We start from the raw sequence: 15,578 nt of genomic DNA, 5'->3' as shown, positions 1-15,578 counted from the left end.
TTCCGAAAGCCTTGTCGAGCACCATCAGCGTCAGTATCCGAGAGCTTCGAGTCGCACGACGGCCGCATTGCGTTCGGGTGCTTCGGGTGGGGCCAGGCGCAGCACCGACATCAGCACTTCCGAATCCTCGCGAGCTTCGGCCAATCCCGCATAGCGCCACAGCTGCTGCCAGGTCCCGTTCTGCAGCAGGCTCTCCCGAATCAGCGCCTGCAGCTCAGCACCGATCTCCCGGATTCCAGGGGCGTTGGAATCGGGCAGCACCTGCCCCTGATAGAAGTTGAGCGCCGTCTCCACGTCGCCTTGAGCCAGGCCCCGATGCGTGCGTTCGACGTCGCTGTCGATGTCTCCTCGCAGCCGGTAGGGGCGGGCATCGAGCCGCAGGTCGCCGAGGTCGTCAATCGTTCTGCGCAGCCGCGCAATCTCCGCCCGGACCGTGACTTCACTTCCGCCGAGCGCCCATAGCCGATCGGCGAGCCCGGCGCTGCTGATGCCGCCGGGGTTGCGCGCCAGGAGCAACAGGATCTCAGCATGTCGTCCCGACAGCGTGATTCGGGTGCCGTCAGGGCTCGAGAGCTGAGGACGGGACCTGGTGACTTCGAGATAGGCACCAGCACCGGCAGGAGACTGCCCGCCGGAGCCCGGGGCGTAGAGCTTCGACAAACCGACTCCCGCGGCCTGTGCCGTGGAATTCAGCAACGGCAGGACAATGGACGATACCGCGTCATCACCGCCGGTGACGTCGATGATCCCCAGGACCTGACCGGTCAGCGGATGGCTCACCGGCACTGCGCTGCAGCTCCACGAGTGCACCTCTGCGGAGAAGTGCTCGGCCTGACTGATCTGCACGGCACTGCCCGAGCGCAGAGCGAGTCCGGGGGCCGAGGTCCCCATAACGTCTTCCGACCAGTCGGTGCCCGGCACGAAGCCCATCGACTCGGCACGATTCCGGACGGCTCGTTCACCCTCGACCCACAGCAGACGCCCTTGCTCATCACCGAGCGCCACGAGCAGCCCTGCCTCCTTGGCTGGTTCGATCAGATGCGACTGCAGCAGGCCCATGATGGAGTGGAACGGATGACGGCGCCTCACCTCGGCGAGCTGATCCGCCTCATAGGCCATGCGCACACGCACTCCGGCCGGATCGCGCAGACGACCGAGCGATCGGTTCCAGGACTCAAGGACGGCCGGGCGGACACCGGGACCCGAGGTCTCCTGTGCGGTCAGTGACGCCAAATTGTCATGGGCGCGGCGAACAATGCGCTGATAGTCATCGCGAAGCAACGGAGTCGAATGCATGGCGGAGCTGTCCACCCCCATCGGCAGTTGTCACACAGTGGTCGTCGGTGATCATAATCTATCCGCGATACCTCATCCGGGCAAGACCGCTCCGGCTCTTCGACAACAGAAAGGGCGGGAAGTGAGAGTCTCACTTCCCGCCCAGTCTCGCTGTGTGCGGTTCAATCCCTCACAGGGATCAGACCACGCGCATCGACGAACCGTCGATCGGAACGGCAGGACCGTTCGATGTGGTCACGGTTGCCTTCGAAATGTAGCGGCCCTTCGAGGAGCTAGGCTTCAGACGCACGATCTCTTCGATGGCAGCATCGAAGTTCGCCTGCAGTGCTTCCTCGGAGAAGGAGACCTTTCCGATGATGAAATGCAGGTTCGAGTGCTTGTCAACGCGGAATTCGATCTTTCCGCCCTTGATCTCGGTCACGGCCTTGGCGACATCCATGGTCACGGTGCCGGTCTTGGGGTTCGGCATCAGGCCACGGGGACCCAGCACCTTACCCAGACGTCCGACCTTGCCCATCATGTCAGGGGTGGCCACAGCCGAGTCGAAGTCGGTGAAGCCATTGGCCACCTTCTCCAGCAGGTCATCGGAACCGACGAAGTCGGCACCTGCTTCACGAGCAGCTTCTGCACGGTCGCCGGCAGCGAACACCAGGACCCGAGCGGTCTTACCGGTACCATGCGGAAGGTTGACGGTGCCGCGCACCATCTGATCCGCCTTACGTGGGTCAACACCCAGGCGGAGGGCGACCTCAACGGTGGCGTCGTACTTCGCCACTGTGGTCTCTTTGGCCAGGGCGATTGCCTGAGCCGGTTCGTATGTCACATCTGCGGCGATCTTCTCTGCCGCGGCCTGGTAGGCCTTTGAACGCTTTGCCATCTGCTTCTCTCCTTGCAGTCGTGGTGCGGGCTGCGCGAGCCCTACCACAGTGAAATGTCTGGTCTCAGACCTCGATGTCGGTGGTCACGCCCATGGAGCGAGCGGTGCCAGCGATGATGCGGTCAGCCTGATCCAGGTCATTGGCGTTGAGGTCGGGCATCTTTGTGGTGGCGATCTCGCGAACCTGGTCGGCGCTCAGGTGAGCAACCTTGTCGGTGTGTGGAGTAGCCGATCCCGACTTCACGCCTGCAGCCTTCTTGATGAGTTCTGCAGCCGGTGGGGTCTTGAGGATGAAGGTGAACGAACGGTCTTCGAACACAGTGATCTCAACGGGAACGATGTTCCCGCGCTGGGACTCTGTAGCGGCGTTGTAAGCCTTGCAGAATTCCATGATGTTGACGCCGTGCTGGGCAAGCGCCGGACCAATCGGAGGAGCCGGGTTAGCGGCACCTGCCTGAATCTGGAGCTTGACGAGGCCGGCTACCTTTTTCTTGGGAGGCATATACGGTCCTTAATCTTGATAGTTTCGATGTGCCAGAGAAATACGGCGCATCGTCTGAAAACAGCTTCCGATGAGAGCCGAGATCAAACCACACCAGTATTCCATGCCTGCAGACCCCGGAGCAAATGTCGGTGACAGGCATCACTGAGTGTGAATGTGCGAAAGGGCCCGGAATTCACCGGGCCCTTTCGCGCTTTGACAATCAGATCAGAGCTTGGACACCTGGTCGAAGCTGAGCTCAACGGGAACGTCACGCTCGAAGATCGACAGCAGCACGGTGAGCTTCTGCGATTCCGGACGGATCTCCTGGATCGTTGCGGGGTGGCCCTCGAACGAACCTTCCTTGACGAGGACGGACTCGCCGACCTCGTATTCCACCTCGGTGATGGGGGCGGACTTCGCTGCCTGCTCAGCCTGCACACCTTCAGCGGCGGCGGCTTCGGCCTGACGCTCTTCGAAGATCGGAGCGAGCATCGTGAAGACCTCATCGATGGACAGAGGCGTCGGGTCGTAGGCGTTGCCCACGAATCCGGTCACACCGGGAGTGTGACGGACCGCGCCCCAGGACTCGTCGGTGAGTTCCATACGTACGAGCACATAGCCCGGGATGCGGACTCGACGGACCTGCTTGCGCTGGCCGTTCTTGATCTCGACGACGTCTTCCATCGGCACCTGGGACTCGAAGATGAACTCTTCGAGGTTGAGGCTGATCGCACGGTTCTCGAGGTTCTGCTTGACGCGGTTCTCGTAGCCTGCGTAGGAGTGGATGACGTACCAGTCACCCTCCTGCATCCGCAGTTCCGACTTGAACTCTTCGGCCGGGTCGACCTCGTCGGCTGCGGCACCGTCTTCGTCGGACTCGGACTCTTCGTCGGAATCCGACTCTGAATCGGTGTCGGCATCGTCTGCGACGACCTCGTCGACTGCGTCCTCAGTGGAGGCAGCCTCGGCGACCGGGGCTTCCTCAGCAGAAGCGTCTTCGACCTGTGCGTCGTCGGCGCTCACAGCGGAGGTTTCGTTGTCCACGTCTTCCACCACTGGTGCAACGCTCGACTCCTCTGGAGTGGCGTTCTGTGTCTCAGGGGTTTCCTGCTCAGGTGAACTGGTATCCGACACCGATCAATTCCTCGCTTCGCGTGTAGTGATTCCCATATGGGAGTGAAGGGTCTGCAACGTGTTTGAAATCCTAGTGATCACCGTTGTTGGTGATTCACCACAATGGCCACAGGGGTGTTCCGCCGAAGACGAATCCGACGAGCTTGCCGAACACGAGGTCGAGGACCACCACGAGAAGCATCATGAAGAGGATGAAGCCCAGCACAACCAGGGTGTAATTGACCAGTTGCTTACGTGTCGGGGTGACGACCTTCTTCAGCTCCGCGATGACTTCGCGGAAGAACTGCAGGATTCGTCCGAAGAACCCGAGCTGCTTACGACTGGCGCCCTTGGGCGTATCTCCAGTCTTCTTTGCCGGTGTGTCGCTCACACATCCTCACTCGGTCGGTTTCCATTGGGACAGCACAATTGTTCAAGCCCGTCGAGGACGGCGTTACGCCGATATGACTCAAGCAGATATCAACTGCGCAGGGGTGACAGGACTCGAACCTGCAACCTACGGTTTTGGAGACCGTTGCGCTACCAATTGCGCCACACCCCTTCGATTCGACACCCTCGATTCGTGTTCCCCGAGTCGTGTCCAACCACGAGAAACGAGCATACCGTCTGTGACCGCCGTTAGTCGAACCGGCCACCGAGAGCTGCCGAAATTCGATCGTCACTGCCCCTATTCCTCGGTTGCGGCGGGCTGTTCCTGCGGCGGCCGAGCGATGAGCGGCACCGGTTCCGGGAAGGTCTTCCAAGGTTCGATCGTGACCGCCTGGTCGGGGCTGACCGTGACGATCTGGACGTCGATGGGCCGTTTGGTCTTGTTGTCCACGCGCACGATGCTCAGCTCCGCGACCATCTTCAGCGGCCCCGGGGTCAGTGCGTTCGCCAGTGCCCCTCCTGTCGTCGAACTCACATATCGGACTCCGCTGCCCAAGGTCTCAGGGCCGACCCGTCGGTGCCAGTGTCCGCTGAGGCTGTAGTGGGCACATCCGGAGCGCAGGGACGGCGCCCCGACCCGTGCATCGTGGATGAGCATGATGTCGAAGTCGCTGGCGCAGGCTTCGTCGTTGAGTTTCTGCGCGTACTGGTCGGCGGTGAGATCCGTCTCGAGCTGCGGGCCGGATCCGAACACGGTGCGTCTGGGGTCGGGGCCGCCGAAGAACGTCACCCCGCTCATCTCCGCGCTCGAATCCTCGAGGACCTTCCAGCCTTTGCTGCGCGCGTGGCTCGTGGTCTCGGTGGAGTCGTGGTTGCCTTTGACGATCATCCGCGGCAGCTTCTCGGGCAGTTCGTCATCGAGCACGTCGAGGCAGTAGTTCTCCGCCGAGGTGCCCGTCATCGTCACATCTCCCCCGTCGATGTACGCGTCCGCGTGGCTCATTCGGGACACAGCGCCGACGACCCGGGCCATGCCGATATTGCAGTGCAGATCAGAGCCGAACACGAACGTGGACACGTCGGCGTTCGTCTCCTGGGCTGTTCCCCGGGCAGGCGGGACCATTCCCTGATCCGACCAATTGCCTGTCAGAGGGCGCGTGCGCCACTGTTCGTTGAGGTTGGCCAGCACCTGATCGTAGAAGGCGTCGTTGTCCTCAGAGAAGTCTTTGACCGCGGTGAACGCGGTATCGATGACCCCGCCGAGGCGGCCCGTGACCTGGGCACCCGCCAGCGGAGTGCCGTCGAAAGCGGGGTCGGCGACGAGGGGCTTGGGTCTGGTGAGGACCGCTGTGCCCACGCTGGCCAGGACGAGGACCGTGACCAGTCCGATGCTGATGAGTTCCTTGCCGACGAAGGCTCTGCCGATTCCGGCCAGTCGAGCGGGGCCGAGGACGAACGCCGTGGCCACGACCACACCGCTGATGATGCACACGGCCAGGGCCCAGCGGGCCAGAATCGCGGTCGTGAGTCCGTTGACGATCTCGTCGACCTGCGCCTGCGGTGCCGAGAACAGGGAGGCGTAGGAGGCGATGTCGCCGCCCAGCGCATCGACTGCCCCTCCCCCGACGCCCGCATCCGGTCCGGCACCGTCTGATCCCTCGGAGGAGCCTCGATCGGATCGCCGCTCAGAGGCACCGGCGTGAGAGTCGTCGTCAGCGGCTCCAGGGACAGGGATCTGTCCGATGTCGACGGTGAGCCCGAGCCCCAGCGGTAGATACTCATCCGCGGGGATGAGCAGCTTGCCAAGGGGCCCGAAGTCTACGGTCAGCCGAGAGTCGGCGGTGATCTGATAACGGGCCTCGTGAGGACCGAAGCTGAGATCTGCTCGCGCAGAGAACAGCGCCCACGGCAGGGTCACGACTGCGACCACAGCCATGAGGATGAGCAGCGCTGCGGTTCTCCGACGAGACGACACGGGAGACAACCGGTTCAAAGAGAGCAGGCGATGAACGTCGGTTCGGGCTCGAGGACGATGCCGAACTTCTCATTGACTCCGTCGACGACGGTCCGCGCCAACTCGAGCACGTCGTTCGTCTCGGCAGCACCGCGGTTCGTCAGCGCCAGGGTGTGCTTGGTCGACAGGCTTGCCCGACCGGCCCCGACGCTGAAGCCCTTGGAGAATCCCGCATGCTCGATCAGCCAGGCGGCCGAGGTCTTCGTCTGCCCCTCGATCGTCGACCCGCTCAGCGGGTCCGTGACCGGGTACCGCGGTGCCTCGGCGGGCAGCGTGGCTGGGTCATCGACGATTGGGTTGGTGAAGAAGGATCCTGCTGACCAGGTGTCATGGTCGCCTGGATCTACGACCATGCCCTTGGACCTGCGCAGGGAGATCACACTGGAGCGGACCTGGGTGGCCGGCACCGTGTCCCCGATCTCGACGTCCAGCGCCGAGGCGAGCTGTGCGTATCGCACGGGCAGGGAGTCCGGGCTGCGGTGGAGGTCGAAGGTCACCGACAGCACCAGGTACTGGGCGCTGCCCGTTCTCTGCTGTGCACGTTTGAGTGCCGAGGTGCGGTAGCCGAACTCGAGTTCGACGGCGCTGAGGTGGCGGACTTGGCCGGCGAGGCGATCGAAGACCTCGACCGAGGTGATGAGCTCGGCGACCTCGGTCCCGTAGGCGCCCACGTTCTGGATCGGGGTTGCCCCGACGGAGCCGGGGATACCTGACAGGGCTTCGAGGCCGGCGAGACCGCGGTCGAGGGTGAAGGCGACGAATTCGTCCCAGTTCTCCCCCGCCTCGGCGGTCACACGGGTCTCCGTCTCCGAGGTCTCGGTCATCGTCACACCTTTGGTGGCGACCACGCACACGTCGGCTGCGAAGCCGTCGTCGGAGATGAGCAGGTTCGACCCGCCGCCGATGAAGAGGACATCGGCGTTCTCACGAGCCGAGAGGCTCAGGGGATGGTCACGAGAGAATTCGACGAGCTCGTCCCGGGTCTCCGCGATATGCAGATTCACTGCAGGGCCGCCGAGGTGGAACGTCGTGAAGTCTGCCAGCTCCGAGGTCACCGTGAGACTCGGATCTGGGTGCGGCTGAGCACATCCTGGTCTCCGGACTTCACCGTGACGTCGATGCGGGCGGTGCCCACTGCGCTGTCGACGGCTCCGACGACTGCGGTCATCGACAGTGTGGCCGTGGGTGTGGCCGGCGTGCCGGATTCGGCGTCGGGGACGAGCACCGGCGCGGAGAAGCGTGTCCGGTAGTCGACGATCGCGCCCGGGTCGCCGACCCATTCGACGACGGGGGCGATGACGACGGCCATCGAGAGCATGCCGTGGGCGATGACTCCGTCAAGGCCCACCTCGGTGGCGAAGCGTTCAGACCAGTGGATCGGGTTGTGATCGCCCGAGGCGCCTGCGTAGTCGACGAGCGAGGCCCGTGACAGGGGGATCTCGGCTTCGACGACGGTGTCTCCGATGGTCAGTTGGGAGAGATCGTTGACGCTCATTCTCCGTCTCCTCTCACGACGATGGTCGAGGTCACGGTCACGACCGGCTGCTGCGCTGCGTCGGTGATCTCGGTGCGGGTGGTGATCATGGCGTTGCTGCCCGCGGCGCGCACGCCGTCGACATGGGTCGTGGCGGTCAGGGAGTCGCCGGCGACGATGGGCCGGGTGATGCTGAACTGCTCCGAACCGTGGACGACCTTGGAGAAGTCGATGCCGGACTCGGGATCGCTGATGTAGGCCGCTTCGGACTTCTGCGCGATGATCACCGCGAACGTCGTCGGTGCCACGACGTCGTGATAGCCCAGGGCGGTCGCCGCCTCGGTCTCGAAGTGGTAGTCGGCCGTGGCATTGGTGGCCAACGCGAATTCCGCGACGGCCTCCCGCGACACCTCGTAGGGGCGGGGCAGGGAGTAGCTGGTCCCCTGCTTATCGGTATTCACCGGCATAGTGGCTCTCTTTCGATAAGACGTCGTGATCCCAGCCTAGCGGCCTGCCCTCATGGGAGGGGAATTCTCCCGGCCGGTGGTTCCCACCACGGAATTGACCACGAATTCGCATCGGGTTCACTCAATTGGTGCACGATCGTCCTCAGCCCCCGAAAACTGGTATAAGTTGTTGTCCACATCACGTTTGACGTTCGGCTTCCGAATCATCACCGCGATGACGCGGACGGACGGCTCAGGTGACTGCGAGCAGTGAGGCCAGATGTATTCACAAGGAGTAGTGCGATGACGAACAACCCTGCAGACTCAACCGCGTCGAAGACAGCTGGGAACAAGGACGTGCCGAGCCCGCAGACCGGTTCAGGAACCAGCACGAACAAGCGCGTGGTCAAGGACGCCGTCGCAGTTCCCAGCACAGGACACGGTCTCAATACGGCCGAAGCTCGCCCTCAGGTCGCGTCTGCGCCTGCCCCGGCTGCCACCTCGGCGCCGGATCCGGCTGATGTCGAGGTCCATGTCGGCACCGATGCCGCCTACGCTGGCGAGGAGGCAGAACGGGTCCAGATCCGCCGCCCCCTGCGCAATATCTCCGAGGTCCGCCACTTCTTCCGCACCAACATCACACCGATCTACTTCATCGGCGCAACCCCGTTCAACCTCCTCGGTCTCGACCGGTGGGTTCGCAACTTCTCCTACATCACGTACTACGACGGCTGGGACGGCGGGCACCCGCGCGTCTTCTCCCCTCGGTACAAGCCGTTCGTCGAATTCGACAGCGGCGAGGCGATCAACAACTGGCTCCTCCTCAACGCCGAGGTGCGTGCCCATATGACGGCGAACGTGCCCCACGGAGAGAGGCCGAAGGTGGCCATGGTCTTCTTCGATGAGGAGACCGAACGCATCTGCCGTGAACTCGGCTACGACCTGATCCTGCCCTCCGCGGATCTGCGCAATCAGCTCGATTCGAAGATCGAGACGACGAAGCTCGGCAACGAAGCCGGTGCCTTCTCCGTGCCCAACGTGCTCACCACAGCCGATACCTATGCACAGCTGAACGCAGAGGCGAAGAAGGAGGATCTGGGCACCGACCTCGTCGTCCAGACCCCGTACGGCGATTCGGGGAAGACGACGTTCTTCATCGCCGCCGAGGCGGATTGGAACCGTCACAAGCACGACATCATCGGCCAGCAGCTGAAGATCATGAAGCGCATCAACAACACCCCGGTGGCGGTGGAAGCCGTGATCACCAGCAGCGGAGTTGTCGTCGGCCCGTTCCTCACCGAGCTGGCAGGCTTCGCCGAGCTCACGCCGTACAAGGGCGGTTGGTGCGGCAACGAGATGACCCCAGATGTGCTCACCGCAGACCAGCGCACACGGGCCAGGGAACTGGTCCGGCGCATGGGTGAGGGGCTGCGCAAGCGCGGCTACCGCGGCTTCTTCGAAGTCGATGTGCTCGTCGACCTCGATACCGACGATGTCTGGCTCGGCGAGCTCAATCCGCGGATCTCCGGCGCCTCGGCGATCACGAACGTCACGGCCGGCGCCTATGCCGACGTCCCGCTGTTCCTGTTCCACCTGCTTGAGTACCTCGACGTCGAATTCGATCTCGACATCGATGAGATCAACGAGCGTTGGGAGGAGCTCTCCGGAGCCGATGAGTGGAGCCAGATGGTCATCAAGGAGACCGCTGACATCACCGAGTACATCACGCACTCGCCGCTGACCGGTCAGTACTATCTCGACCAGTTCGGGACCCTGACATACAAGCGTGCCGCGCTTGACTGGCACCCCCTGCAGAACGGCAACGAGGTGTTCTTCCTGCGCATCTACGGAGCCGGCGAATACCGGTGGAAGGGCGCCGACCTCGGCGTGCTCGTGACCAAGAACCCGCTGCAGACGAAGGCCGGAGGGCCGAACGCCCTGAGCATCAGGGCCAAGCACTTCATCGACTCCGTTCGAGCGATGTACGCAGGTGTTCCCGTCGCGGCTGAGGATCCGTCTCCGGCGCTGGGTGGCCCGGGCGCCAAGGGCGATTGACATCTTCCTGTGGTGATAATCTCATCACGGACTTCCCGAAACGACTGCAAAGAGGTGAAGAGTGACTGAGACGTCGCCGGACCAGACTGTGCCCGACGCCCCTGTCATCGACAAGGACAACTGGCAGGATGCCGACAATGTCCGCTGGTCGTTCCAGCACGTCGATCAGGTGCTGCCCACGACGCCGATCTCGCGTGGGACCGGGCCAGTGGCTCAGCTGCCTGCGGATCTGCAGGATCTGGGCAGCGTCGAGGTCCCGAAGACTGAGTTCTCCGAGGCTCGCAGCGTGCGCAGCGTCATCGAGGCCAGCGACACGGATGCCTGGTTGGTCATGCACAACGGCACGGTCCTGACCGAGGAGTACTTCTCCACGATGGGTCCGGGCACCGAGCATCTGCTGATGTCTGTGAGCAAATCGCTCGTCGGCACCGTGGCCGGGGTGCTTGCCGGGGCCGGCGATCTCGATCCGAGCCGGCTGGTCACCGACTACGTACCCGAACTCGCCGCTTCGGGCTACGCCGGAGCCACCGTGCGTCACATCCTCGACATGCGCTCGGGAATCAAGTTCTCAGAGAACTACCTCGACCCCAAGTCCGAGGTCAGGCAGATCGAAGAGGCGATCGGCTGGTCGGAGACGAAGCCCGCGGGACAGCCCACGGGAATGTATGACTTCCTGACCACGCTCGAGGCGAAATCCGAGCACGGCGGCGTCTACGAATACCGTTCGTGTGAGACCGATGTGCTGGGTTGGGTGTGCGAGAAGATCGCAGGCGAGAGCATGCAGACTCTCATGTCGCGCGTGCTGTGGTCGCGGATCGGAGCCGAACACGATGCGCTCATCGCCACCGACCAGTATGGCGTGGGCATGTTCGACGGCGGCATCAACACCACTCTGCGCGATCTGGCCCGCTTCGGCTACCTGTATGCGAACCGCGGTGCCTCGCTCACAGGCGAACAGGTGGTGCCGACCTCGTGGATCGGCGATACGCTCACCGGCGATGCTGACATCAGAAAGGCCTTCGCCGACGGTCCTGACGACAATCGGATGCCCGGTGGGATGTACCACAACCAGTTCTGGTTCCCGTTCCCCGATTCGCATGCCTTCCTGGCCTTGGGCATCCACGGTCAGATGATCTACATGAACCCGGGAGCCAATTTCGTCGGCGTCAAGCTCTCCAGCTGGGGCCTGCCTCAGGACGCGCGCAAGCTGTTCCCCACGATCCGTGCCTTCGACGCACTGGCGAAGTCGGTCAGCGCACCCGTCGTCGACTGATCAGGCCAGCCCGGTGTGAACCTCAGGTCGGCACCGGACTGGCTCAGGTGCCGGACTGGCTCAGGTGCCGATCCGGGCCGTCCGAAACGGAGAGAACCACAGGCCTATCGCACTCAGTGCGAAGATGATCGCGGCGCTGACCAGCAGGAGCTGCGTGTTCGTGACTGCGGCGAGCATTCCTGCCAGCGGTGAGACGACGACGATGACTGCCCGGTTCATCGCGCGCATCGTCGTGTTCGTCCGTGCTTGGAAGGAATCTGGCGTGATCGATTGTCGGTAGGCCATCTCGTGAGAGTTGCTCAGTCCGATGGCGAATCCGTGCAGCCCTACCCCGGCGAAGAGAACGACCACTGACCCAATGTCGCCGTGTAGTCGGCCCGCGAGCGGTGTGGCCGCAAACAGGATGAGCGCACCAGCGGCCGAGCACAGGTGAGCGAGGATGACGACTCGCCCGCTGCCATGCCACTCCCCCAACCGCGGCGAGAGCAGTGCGCCGACGATGCCGCCCAACCCGCCTCCGGCCATGACGATGCCGAACCAAAAGGCGTCGATGCCGATGACTCTGAGGAAGTAGTCCGCGCTGACTGCGGCGAGGATGGCTTGCGCAGTGAACCAGACGTGGGTCCAGATCGCTAGGTCACGCAGGCTCGGCGTCGAATACACCCACTTCAGTCCCGCCGCGATCTCCTTGCGCAGGTTCGGTTTGCCCACATTCTCTTTGTCGGGAAGTCTCGGCTCTTCAACTCGAATCCGGGAGACGACGAGGGCCGAGAACAGATAGGTCACCACATTGACCAGGACGGCGATCGGCGCCGCGATCACGGCAAGCAGTCCCCCGCCCAGAGCCGGCCCCGCTGTCTGGGCAACCGCGTCCGTGCCGTCGATTCGCGCGTGGGCCGCCTGCAGGCCGCCGCGCGGAACGAGGCGGGGCACGAATGCCTGCGAGGCGCTGTCGTTGACCAGCGTTGCTGTACCCAGCAGGGCCACGATGAGGAGCAGCGGCCCCAGGCTGAGCACTCCGAACGCCCAGAGCGCCGGGATGGCGCACAGCAGCAGAGCGCGGAAGAGGTCGCTGGCGATCATGACGGGTCGACGTCGGACGCGGTCGATGAGTGCACCGAGCACGAGTCCGAACAGCAGGTACGGAAGCCACCTCGCCGCGTTCATCCACCCCAGGCCCACGGTGCCCGCGTGCAGGTGGTCGACGACGATGACCTGCAGGGCCAGGAAGGTGATCCAGGTGCCGAAACCGGAGACGGTTTCGCCCGCCCAGAACCACCGAAAGGCTCGGGGCAGCACCGCACTCATGGACTCAGGCTATCAAGATGGTCACAGCCCCAGGTGGGCGATCTGGGGTGCTTCCTGACCGAGGATCGCTGCGGCCAAGCCATCGCCGATCAGCGGTCCCATGGTCAGTCCCCCGGCGCCGAAGCCCGAGGCCAGCCACAGACCGGGTGCCCCTGGGACTGCTCCGGCATAGGGCAGCCCGCCGGGTCGTGTGGACATGGGCCTGACGCCGACTCGTGTCTCGAGGATCGTGGCCTCGGCCAATCCGGGAGCAATTCTCAGGGCGTCGTCGAGGACCTGTTTCTGCCCGGCCGCCGTGGTGCGCACGTCGAAGCCGACGCCGTCCTCACGGGTGGCTCCGATGACGACTCTGCCGCCGTCGAAGGGCGTGATGTAGTGGTGGTCGAGCGGATGGACCGTCGGCCACGGCGAGGTGTTGGCTCCGCGCAGGCTCAGGTGGATGAGCTGCCCGCGCTGCGGGGTGATCGCCACCGTGTGCCCGAGGTGCTCGAGGATCTCCGAGCTGCGCGCTCCACCGGCGATGACCACGGCGTCGAAGTCCTCCACCGCCGAGGTGGTCCCCACCTTCCATGTGCCGCTTGGATTCGTGGACCTGCCGTGTTCGCTGGTGATGGTTCTCGCCGAATCGTGCACCAGCCTGGCCCCATAGGTCCTCGCTCCGGTGAGGATGGCATCGCGCAGGGTACGCCCATCGACTCGACCGCCCCCGGAGATGAACAGCCCTGTCATATCCGGGGCGATCGGCGGGAAGATCTCGCGCAGATTCGCCGAGTCCATGTCATGGACCTCGCCAGCGACAGCCCCGGCACCCGCGGCACGTTCACGGATGAGTCGGGCCGCCTCGGCGAGCGCTGTGGGGTCCTCGTTGACGACGAGTGCACCGGATCTGCGGTACCCCAGCTCGGGGATGCCGAGCGCACTGAGCCGGTCGAGGAATTCGGGATAGTAGCTGCCTCCGGCGGCATAGGTTTCGTAGTAGGCGCCGGTGCTCGTCGAGACCCAGGGTGCGATGATGCCGGCGCTGGCAGCGGTCGCCTGACCGGCCATGGCCTCGTCGAAGATGGTGACGTTGACGTCTCGTGAGGCCAATCCGAAGGCAACGCAGGCGCCTGCGATTCCACCGCCGATGACGGCAACCCGAGCTGATGTGTCGATCACGGCAGTGCGTCTCCTTTGACGAGTGCGAACCTTGGATTCTGACCAGTGCGCACCTTGGACGGTGGCTGTTGAACACCTCGAGCCTACGCCCTCCCGCCCGTGCCAATACCTCCCGCTAGAGCCGATACCTCCCGCCCGTGCCATACACAACCGTCAGAAACACATCACGCCCCGCCGGTGACTGTTCCTACACGTGCAGCGGGAGGAATAGTGACTGACGGGGCGTGATGGCGGTTCGGCTCAGATGGCGATTCGGCTCAGCGGCTGATTCGGCTCAGGCGCCGGAGTGGGATTCGCTTCTGACATGATCACGGGCCTCACGCAGCATGGCCTCGCGGGTCGCGAGCTTCACGCGCTCTCGGCCTTCGGCTTCGCCCAATGCCTTCTCCGCGGCCTCCAGTCGGTGGTAGCCCTCCCAGTCCCCGAAGTCGACGCCCTTGGACTCAAGCAGCTCGACGATCGAGTCCTCGTCGGGGAACAGCGGTTCGGTGAGTACACCGGCGGCGCGGTCATCGAGGATGTGCCCGATCGTCTCCAGCGCATCACCCTTCGTGTGACCGATCAGGCCGACCGGTCCGCGTTTGATCCACCCGGTCGCGTACACGCCCTGGACCACATCGGCTTCGGCCGCCGAAGCCTGCTGCCCTGTGTCGACGACGCGTCCCTCGTGATTCGGGATCACGCGCTTGGTCTCGTCGAAGGGCAGCTGCGGCAGCGGAGTGCCTGCGTAGCCGACGGCGCGATAGACGGCTGTGACGTCCCAGTCGATGAACTCTCCCGTGCCCTTGACTCCCCCGGTGCCGTCCAATTCCTGGCGCTCCGTGCGCAGTCCTGTGACTGCATCCTCGCCGAGGATGGCCACCGGTGCGTGGAGGAAGTGCAGGTGCAGACGACGCTTGGCACCCACAGGCTCCCTCATCGTGAAGTCGGTCAGAGTCTTCGCGACCTGCTTGGTCTGGTTGCTCGCCTCGATCGCGGCCAGCGAACCCTCATCGAACTCGAAGTCCTCGGGATAGACGATGACATCGACGTCCTTGACCTGGCCGAGCTCACGCAGCTCCAAGGGCGTGAACTTCGCCTGTGCCGGACCACGCCGACCGAACACGTGCACGTCCGTGACCTTCGAGGATTTCAGACCCTCGTAGACATGATCGGGGATCTCGGTCGTGTGCATGTCATCGGCCTGCTTGGCCAGCACGCGTGCCACGTCGAGGGCCACGTTGCCGTTGCCGATGACGGCAACCTTCTCAGCATCCAGCGGCCAGGTCTGGGCCACGTCAGGGTGCGAGTCGTACCAGTTGACGAAGTCAGCGGCACCGTAGGAGCCGGGGAGATCTACTCCGGGCAGATCCAAGGAGGCATCGATGAAGCAGCCGGTGGAGAAGATAACCGCATCGTAGCGATCTGTCAGCTCACCCAAGGCGATGTCGGCACCGTACTCGACGTTCGAGAACAGGCGGATGTCACCACGGTCGAGGACCTTGATGAGGGCATTGATGATGCCCTTGATGCGTGGGTGATCAGGTGCGACTCCGTAGCGGACCAGCCCGAACGGGGTCGGCAGCCGGTCGAAGAGATCGATGCTGATCTCGAAATCACGATCGGCTTTGGTCAGCAGGTCGGCAGCGTAGATGCCTGCGGGGCCCGCGCCCACGATGGCCACGCGGAAGGGATTCGTCGTCATGGTTCT

General features: G+C 63.9%; 14 protein-coding genes and 1 tRNA gene. 2 read left to right on the top strand and 13 right to left on the bottom strand.

The window, feature by feature from the left end; genetic code table 11:
• Positions 1-30: 30 nt before the first annotated feature.
• The 10 genes from CXR25_RS05725 to CXR25_RS05680 all read right to left on the bottom strand — a co-directional run bounded on the left by CXR25_RS05725 (position 31) and on the right by CXR25_RS05680 (position 8,115).
• Positions 31-1,296: a helix-turn-helix domain-containing protein gene (locus CXR25_RS05725; protein ID WP_101557440.1), complete on the bottom strand. Its 1,266-nt coding sequence runs from the start codon at positions 1,294-1,296 to the stop codon at positions 31-33.
• A gap of 178 nt (positions 1,297-1,474) precedes the next feature.
• Positions 1,475-2,173, bottom strand: a complete 699-nt coding sequence (gene rplA, locus CXR25_RS05720; RefSeq protein WP_069599771.1) for a 50S ribosomal protein L1 — start codon at positions 2,171-2,173, stop codon at positions 1,475-1,477.
• A 64-nt stretch (positions 2,174-2,237) separates the two neighbouring features.
• On the bottom strand, positions 2,238-2,675 hold the full coding sequence (gene rplK, locus CXR25_RS05715; protein WP_069599770.1) for a 50S ribosomal protein L11: 438 nt from the start codon (positions 2,673-2,675) through the stop codon (positions 2,238-2,240).
• Positions 2,676-2,882: 207 nt separating this feature from the next.
• Entirely contained in the window at positions 2,883-3,791 is a 909-nt protein-coding gene (gene nusG / locus CXR25_RS05710) for a transcription termination/antitermination protein NusG (RefSeq protein WP_114384601.1), read from the bottom strand.
• Positions 3,792-3,885: 94 nt separating this feature from the next.
• Positions 3,886-4,161 (bottom strand): preprotein translocase subunit SecE, encoded by a 276-nt coding sequence (gene secE / locus CXR25_RS05705; RefSeq protein ID WP_009883598.1) that lies wholly within the window; start codon positions 4,159-4,161, stop codon positions 3,886-3,888.
• 98 nt (positions 4,162-4,259) lie between these two features.
• A tRNA-Trp gene (locus CXR25_RS05700) sits at positions 4,260-4,332 on the bottom strand.
• A gap of 126 nt (positions 4,333-4,458) precedes the next feature.
• Positions 4,459-6,153, bottom strand: coding sequence for a metallophosphoesterase family protein (locus tag CXR25_RS05695; RefSeq protein ID WP_226830370.1), 1,695 nt, complete (start codon positions 6,151-6,153; stop codon positions 4,459-4,461).
• Positions 6,150-7,229 carry a UDP-N-acetylmuramate dehydrogenase gene (locus tag CXR25_RS05690; protein ID WP_069599768.1) on the bottom strand — a complete coding sequence of 360 codons (1,080 nt, stop codon included), beginning with the start codon at positions 7,227-7,229 and terminating at the stop codon, positions 6,150-6,152. The genes CXR25_RS05695 and CXR25_RS05690 overlap by 4 nt, the downstream gene beginning before the upstream one ends.
• Positions 7,226-7,669 carry a MaoC family dehydratase gene (locus CXR25_RS05685; RefSeq protein WP_096160994.1) on the bottom strand — a complete coding sequence of 148 codons (444 nt, stop codon included), beginning with the start codon at positions 7,667-7,669 and terminating at the stop codon, positions 7,226-7,228. Before CXR25_RS05685 ends, CXR25_RS05690 begins: the two co-directional genes overlap by 4 nt.
• Positions 7,666-8,115: an FAS1-like dehydratase domain-containing protein gene (locus CXR25_RS05680; protein ID WP_069599766.1), complete on the bottom strand. Its 450-nt coding sequence runs from the start codon at positions 8,113-8,115 to the stop codon at positions 7,666-7,668. The genes CXR25_RS05685 and CXR25_RS05680 overlap by 4 nt, the downstream gene beginning before the upstream one ends.
• Positions 8,116-8,397: 282 nt before the next feature.
• Here CXR25_RS05680 and CXR25_RS05675 point away from each other — a divergent pair, with 282 nt between their 5' ends.
• Both CXR25_RS05675 and CXR25_RS05670 read left to right on the top strand, forming a co-directional pair.
• On the top strand, positions 8,398-10,149 hold the full coding sequence (locus CXR25_RS05675; RefSeq protein WP_101639278.1) for a biotin carboxylase: 1,752 nt from the start codon (positions 8,398-8,400) through the stop codon (positions 10,147-10,149).
• Between the two features lie 61 nt (positions 10,150-10,210).
• Positions 10,211-11,422, top strand: a complete 1,212-nt coding sequence (locus tag CXR25_RS05670; RefSeq protein ID WP_096160992.1) for a serine hydrolase domain-containing protein — start codon at positions 10,211-10,213, stop codon at positions 11,420-11,422.
• A 60-nt stretch (positions 11,423-11,482) separates the two neighbouring features.
• Here CXR25_RS05670 and CXR25_RS05665 read toward each other — a convergent pair whose 3' ends face one another.
• The 3 genes from CXR25_RS05665 to CXR25_RS05655 form a co-directional block, all read right to left on the bottom strand.
• The gene (locus tag CXR25_RS05665) at positions 11,483-12,730 is read right to left on the bottom strand and encodes an MFS transporter (protein ID WP_241212391.1); all 1,248 of its coding nucleotides are present in this window, start codon (positions 12,728-12,730) and stop codon (positions 11,483-11,485) included.
• Between the two features lie 21 nt (positions 12,731-12,751).
• The gene (locus tag CXR25_RS05660; protein WP_164513947.1) at positions 12,752-13,888 is read right to left on the bottom strand and encodes an NAD(P)/FAD-dependent oxidoreductase; all 1,137 of its coding nucleotides are present in this window, start codon (positions 13,886-13,888) and stop codon (positions 12,752-12,754) included.
• Between the two features lie 274 nt (positions 13,889-14,162).
• The gene (locus CXR25_RS05655; protein WP_069599762.1) at positions 14,163-15,572 is read right to left on the bottom strand and encodes an FAD-dependent oxidoreductase; all 1,410 of its coding nucleotides are present in this window, start codon (positions 15,570-15,572) and stop codon (positions 14,163-14,165) included.
• Between the last annotated feature and the right edge of the window lie 6 nt (positions 15,573-15,578).

Origin of the sequence: Brevibacterium aurantiacum (genome assembly GCF_003932995.1) — a bacterium.
GTDB classification, from domain to species: Bacteria; Actinomycetota; Actinomycetes; order Actinomycetales; family Brevibacteriaceae; genus Brevibacterium; species Brevibacterium aurantiacum.
The sequence above is the reverse complement of the archived record's forward strand: the minus strand, read 5'-3'. Positions and strand labels throughout refer to the sequence as shown.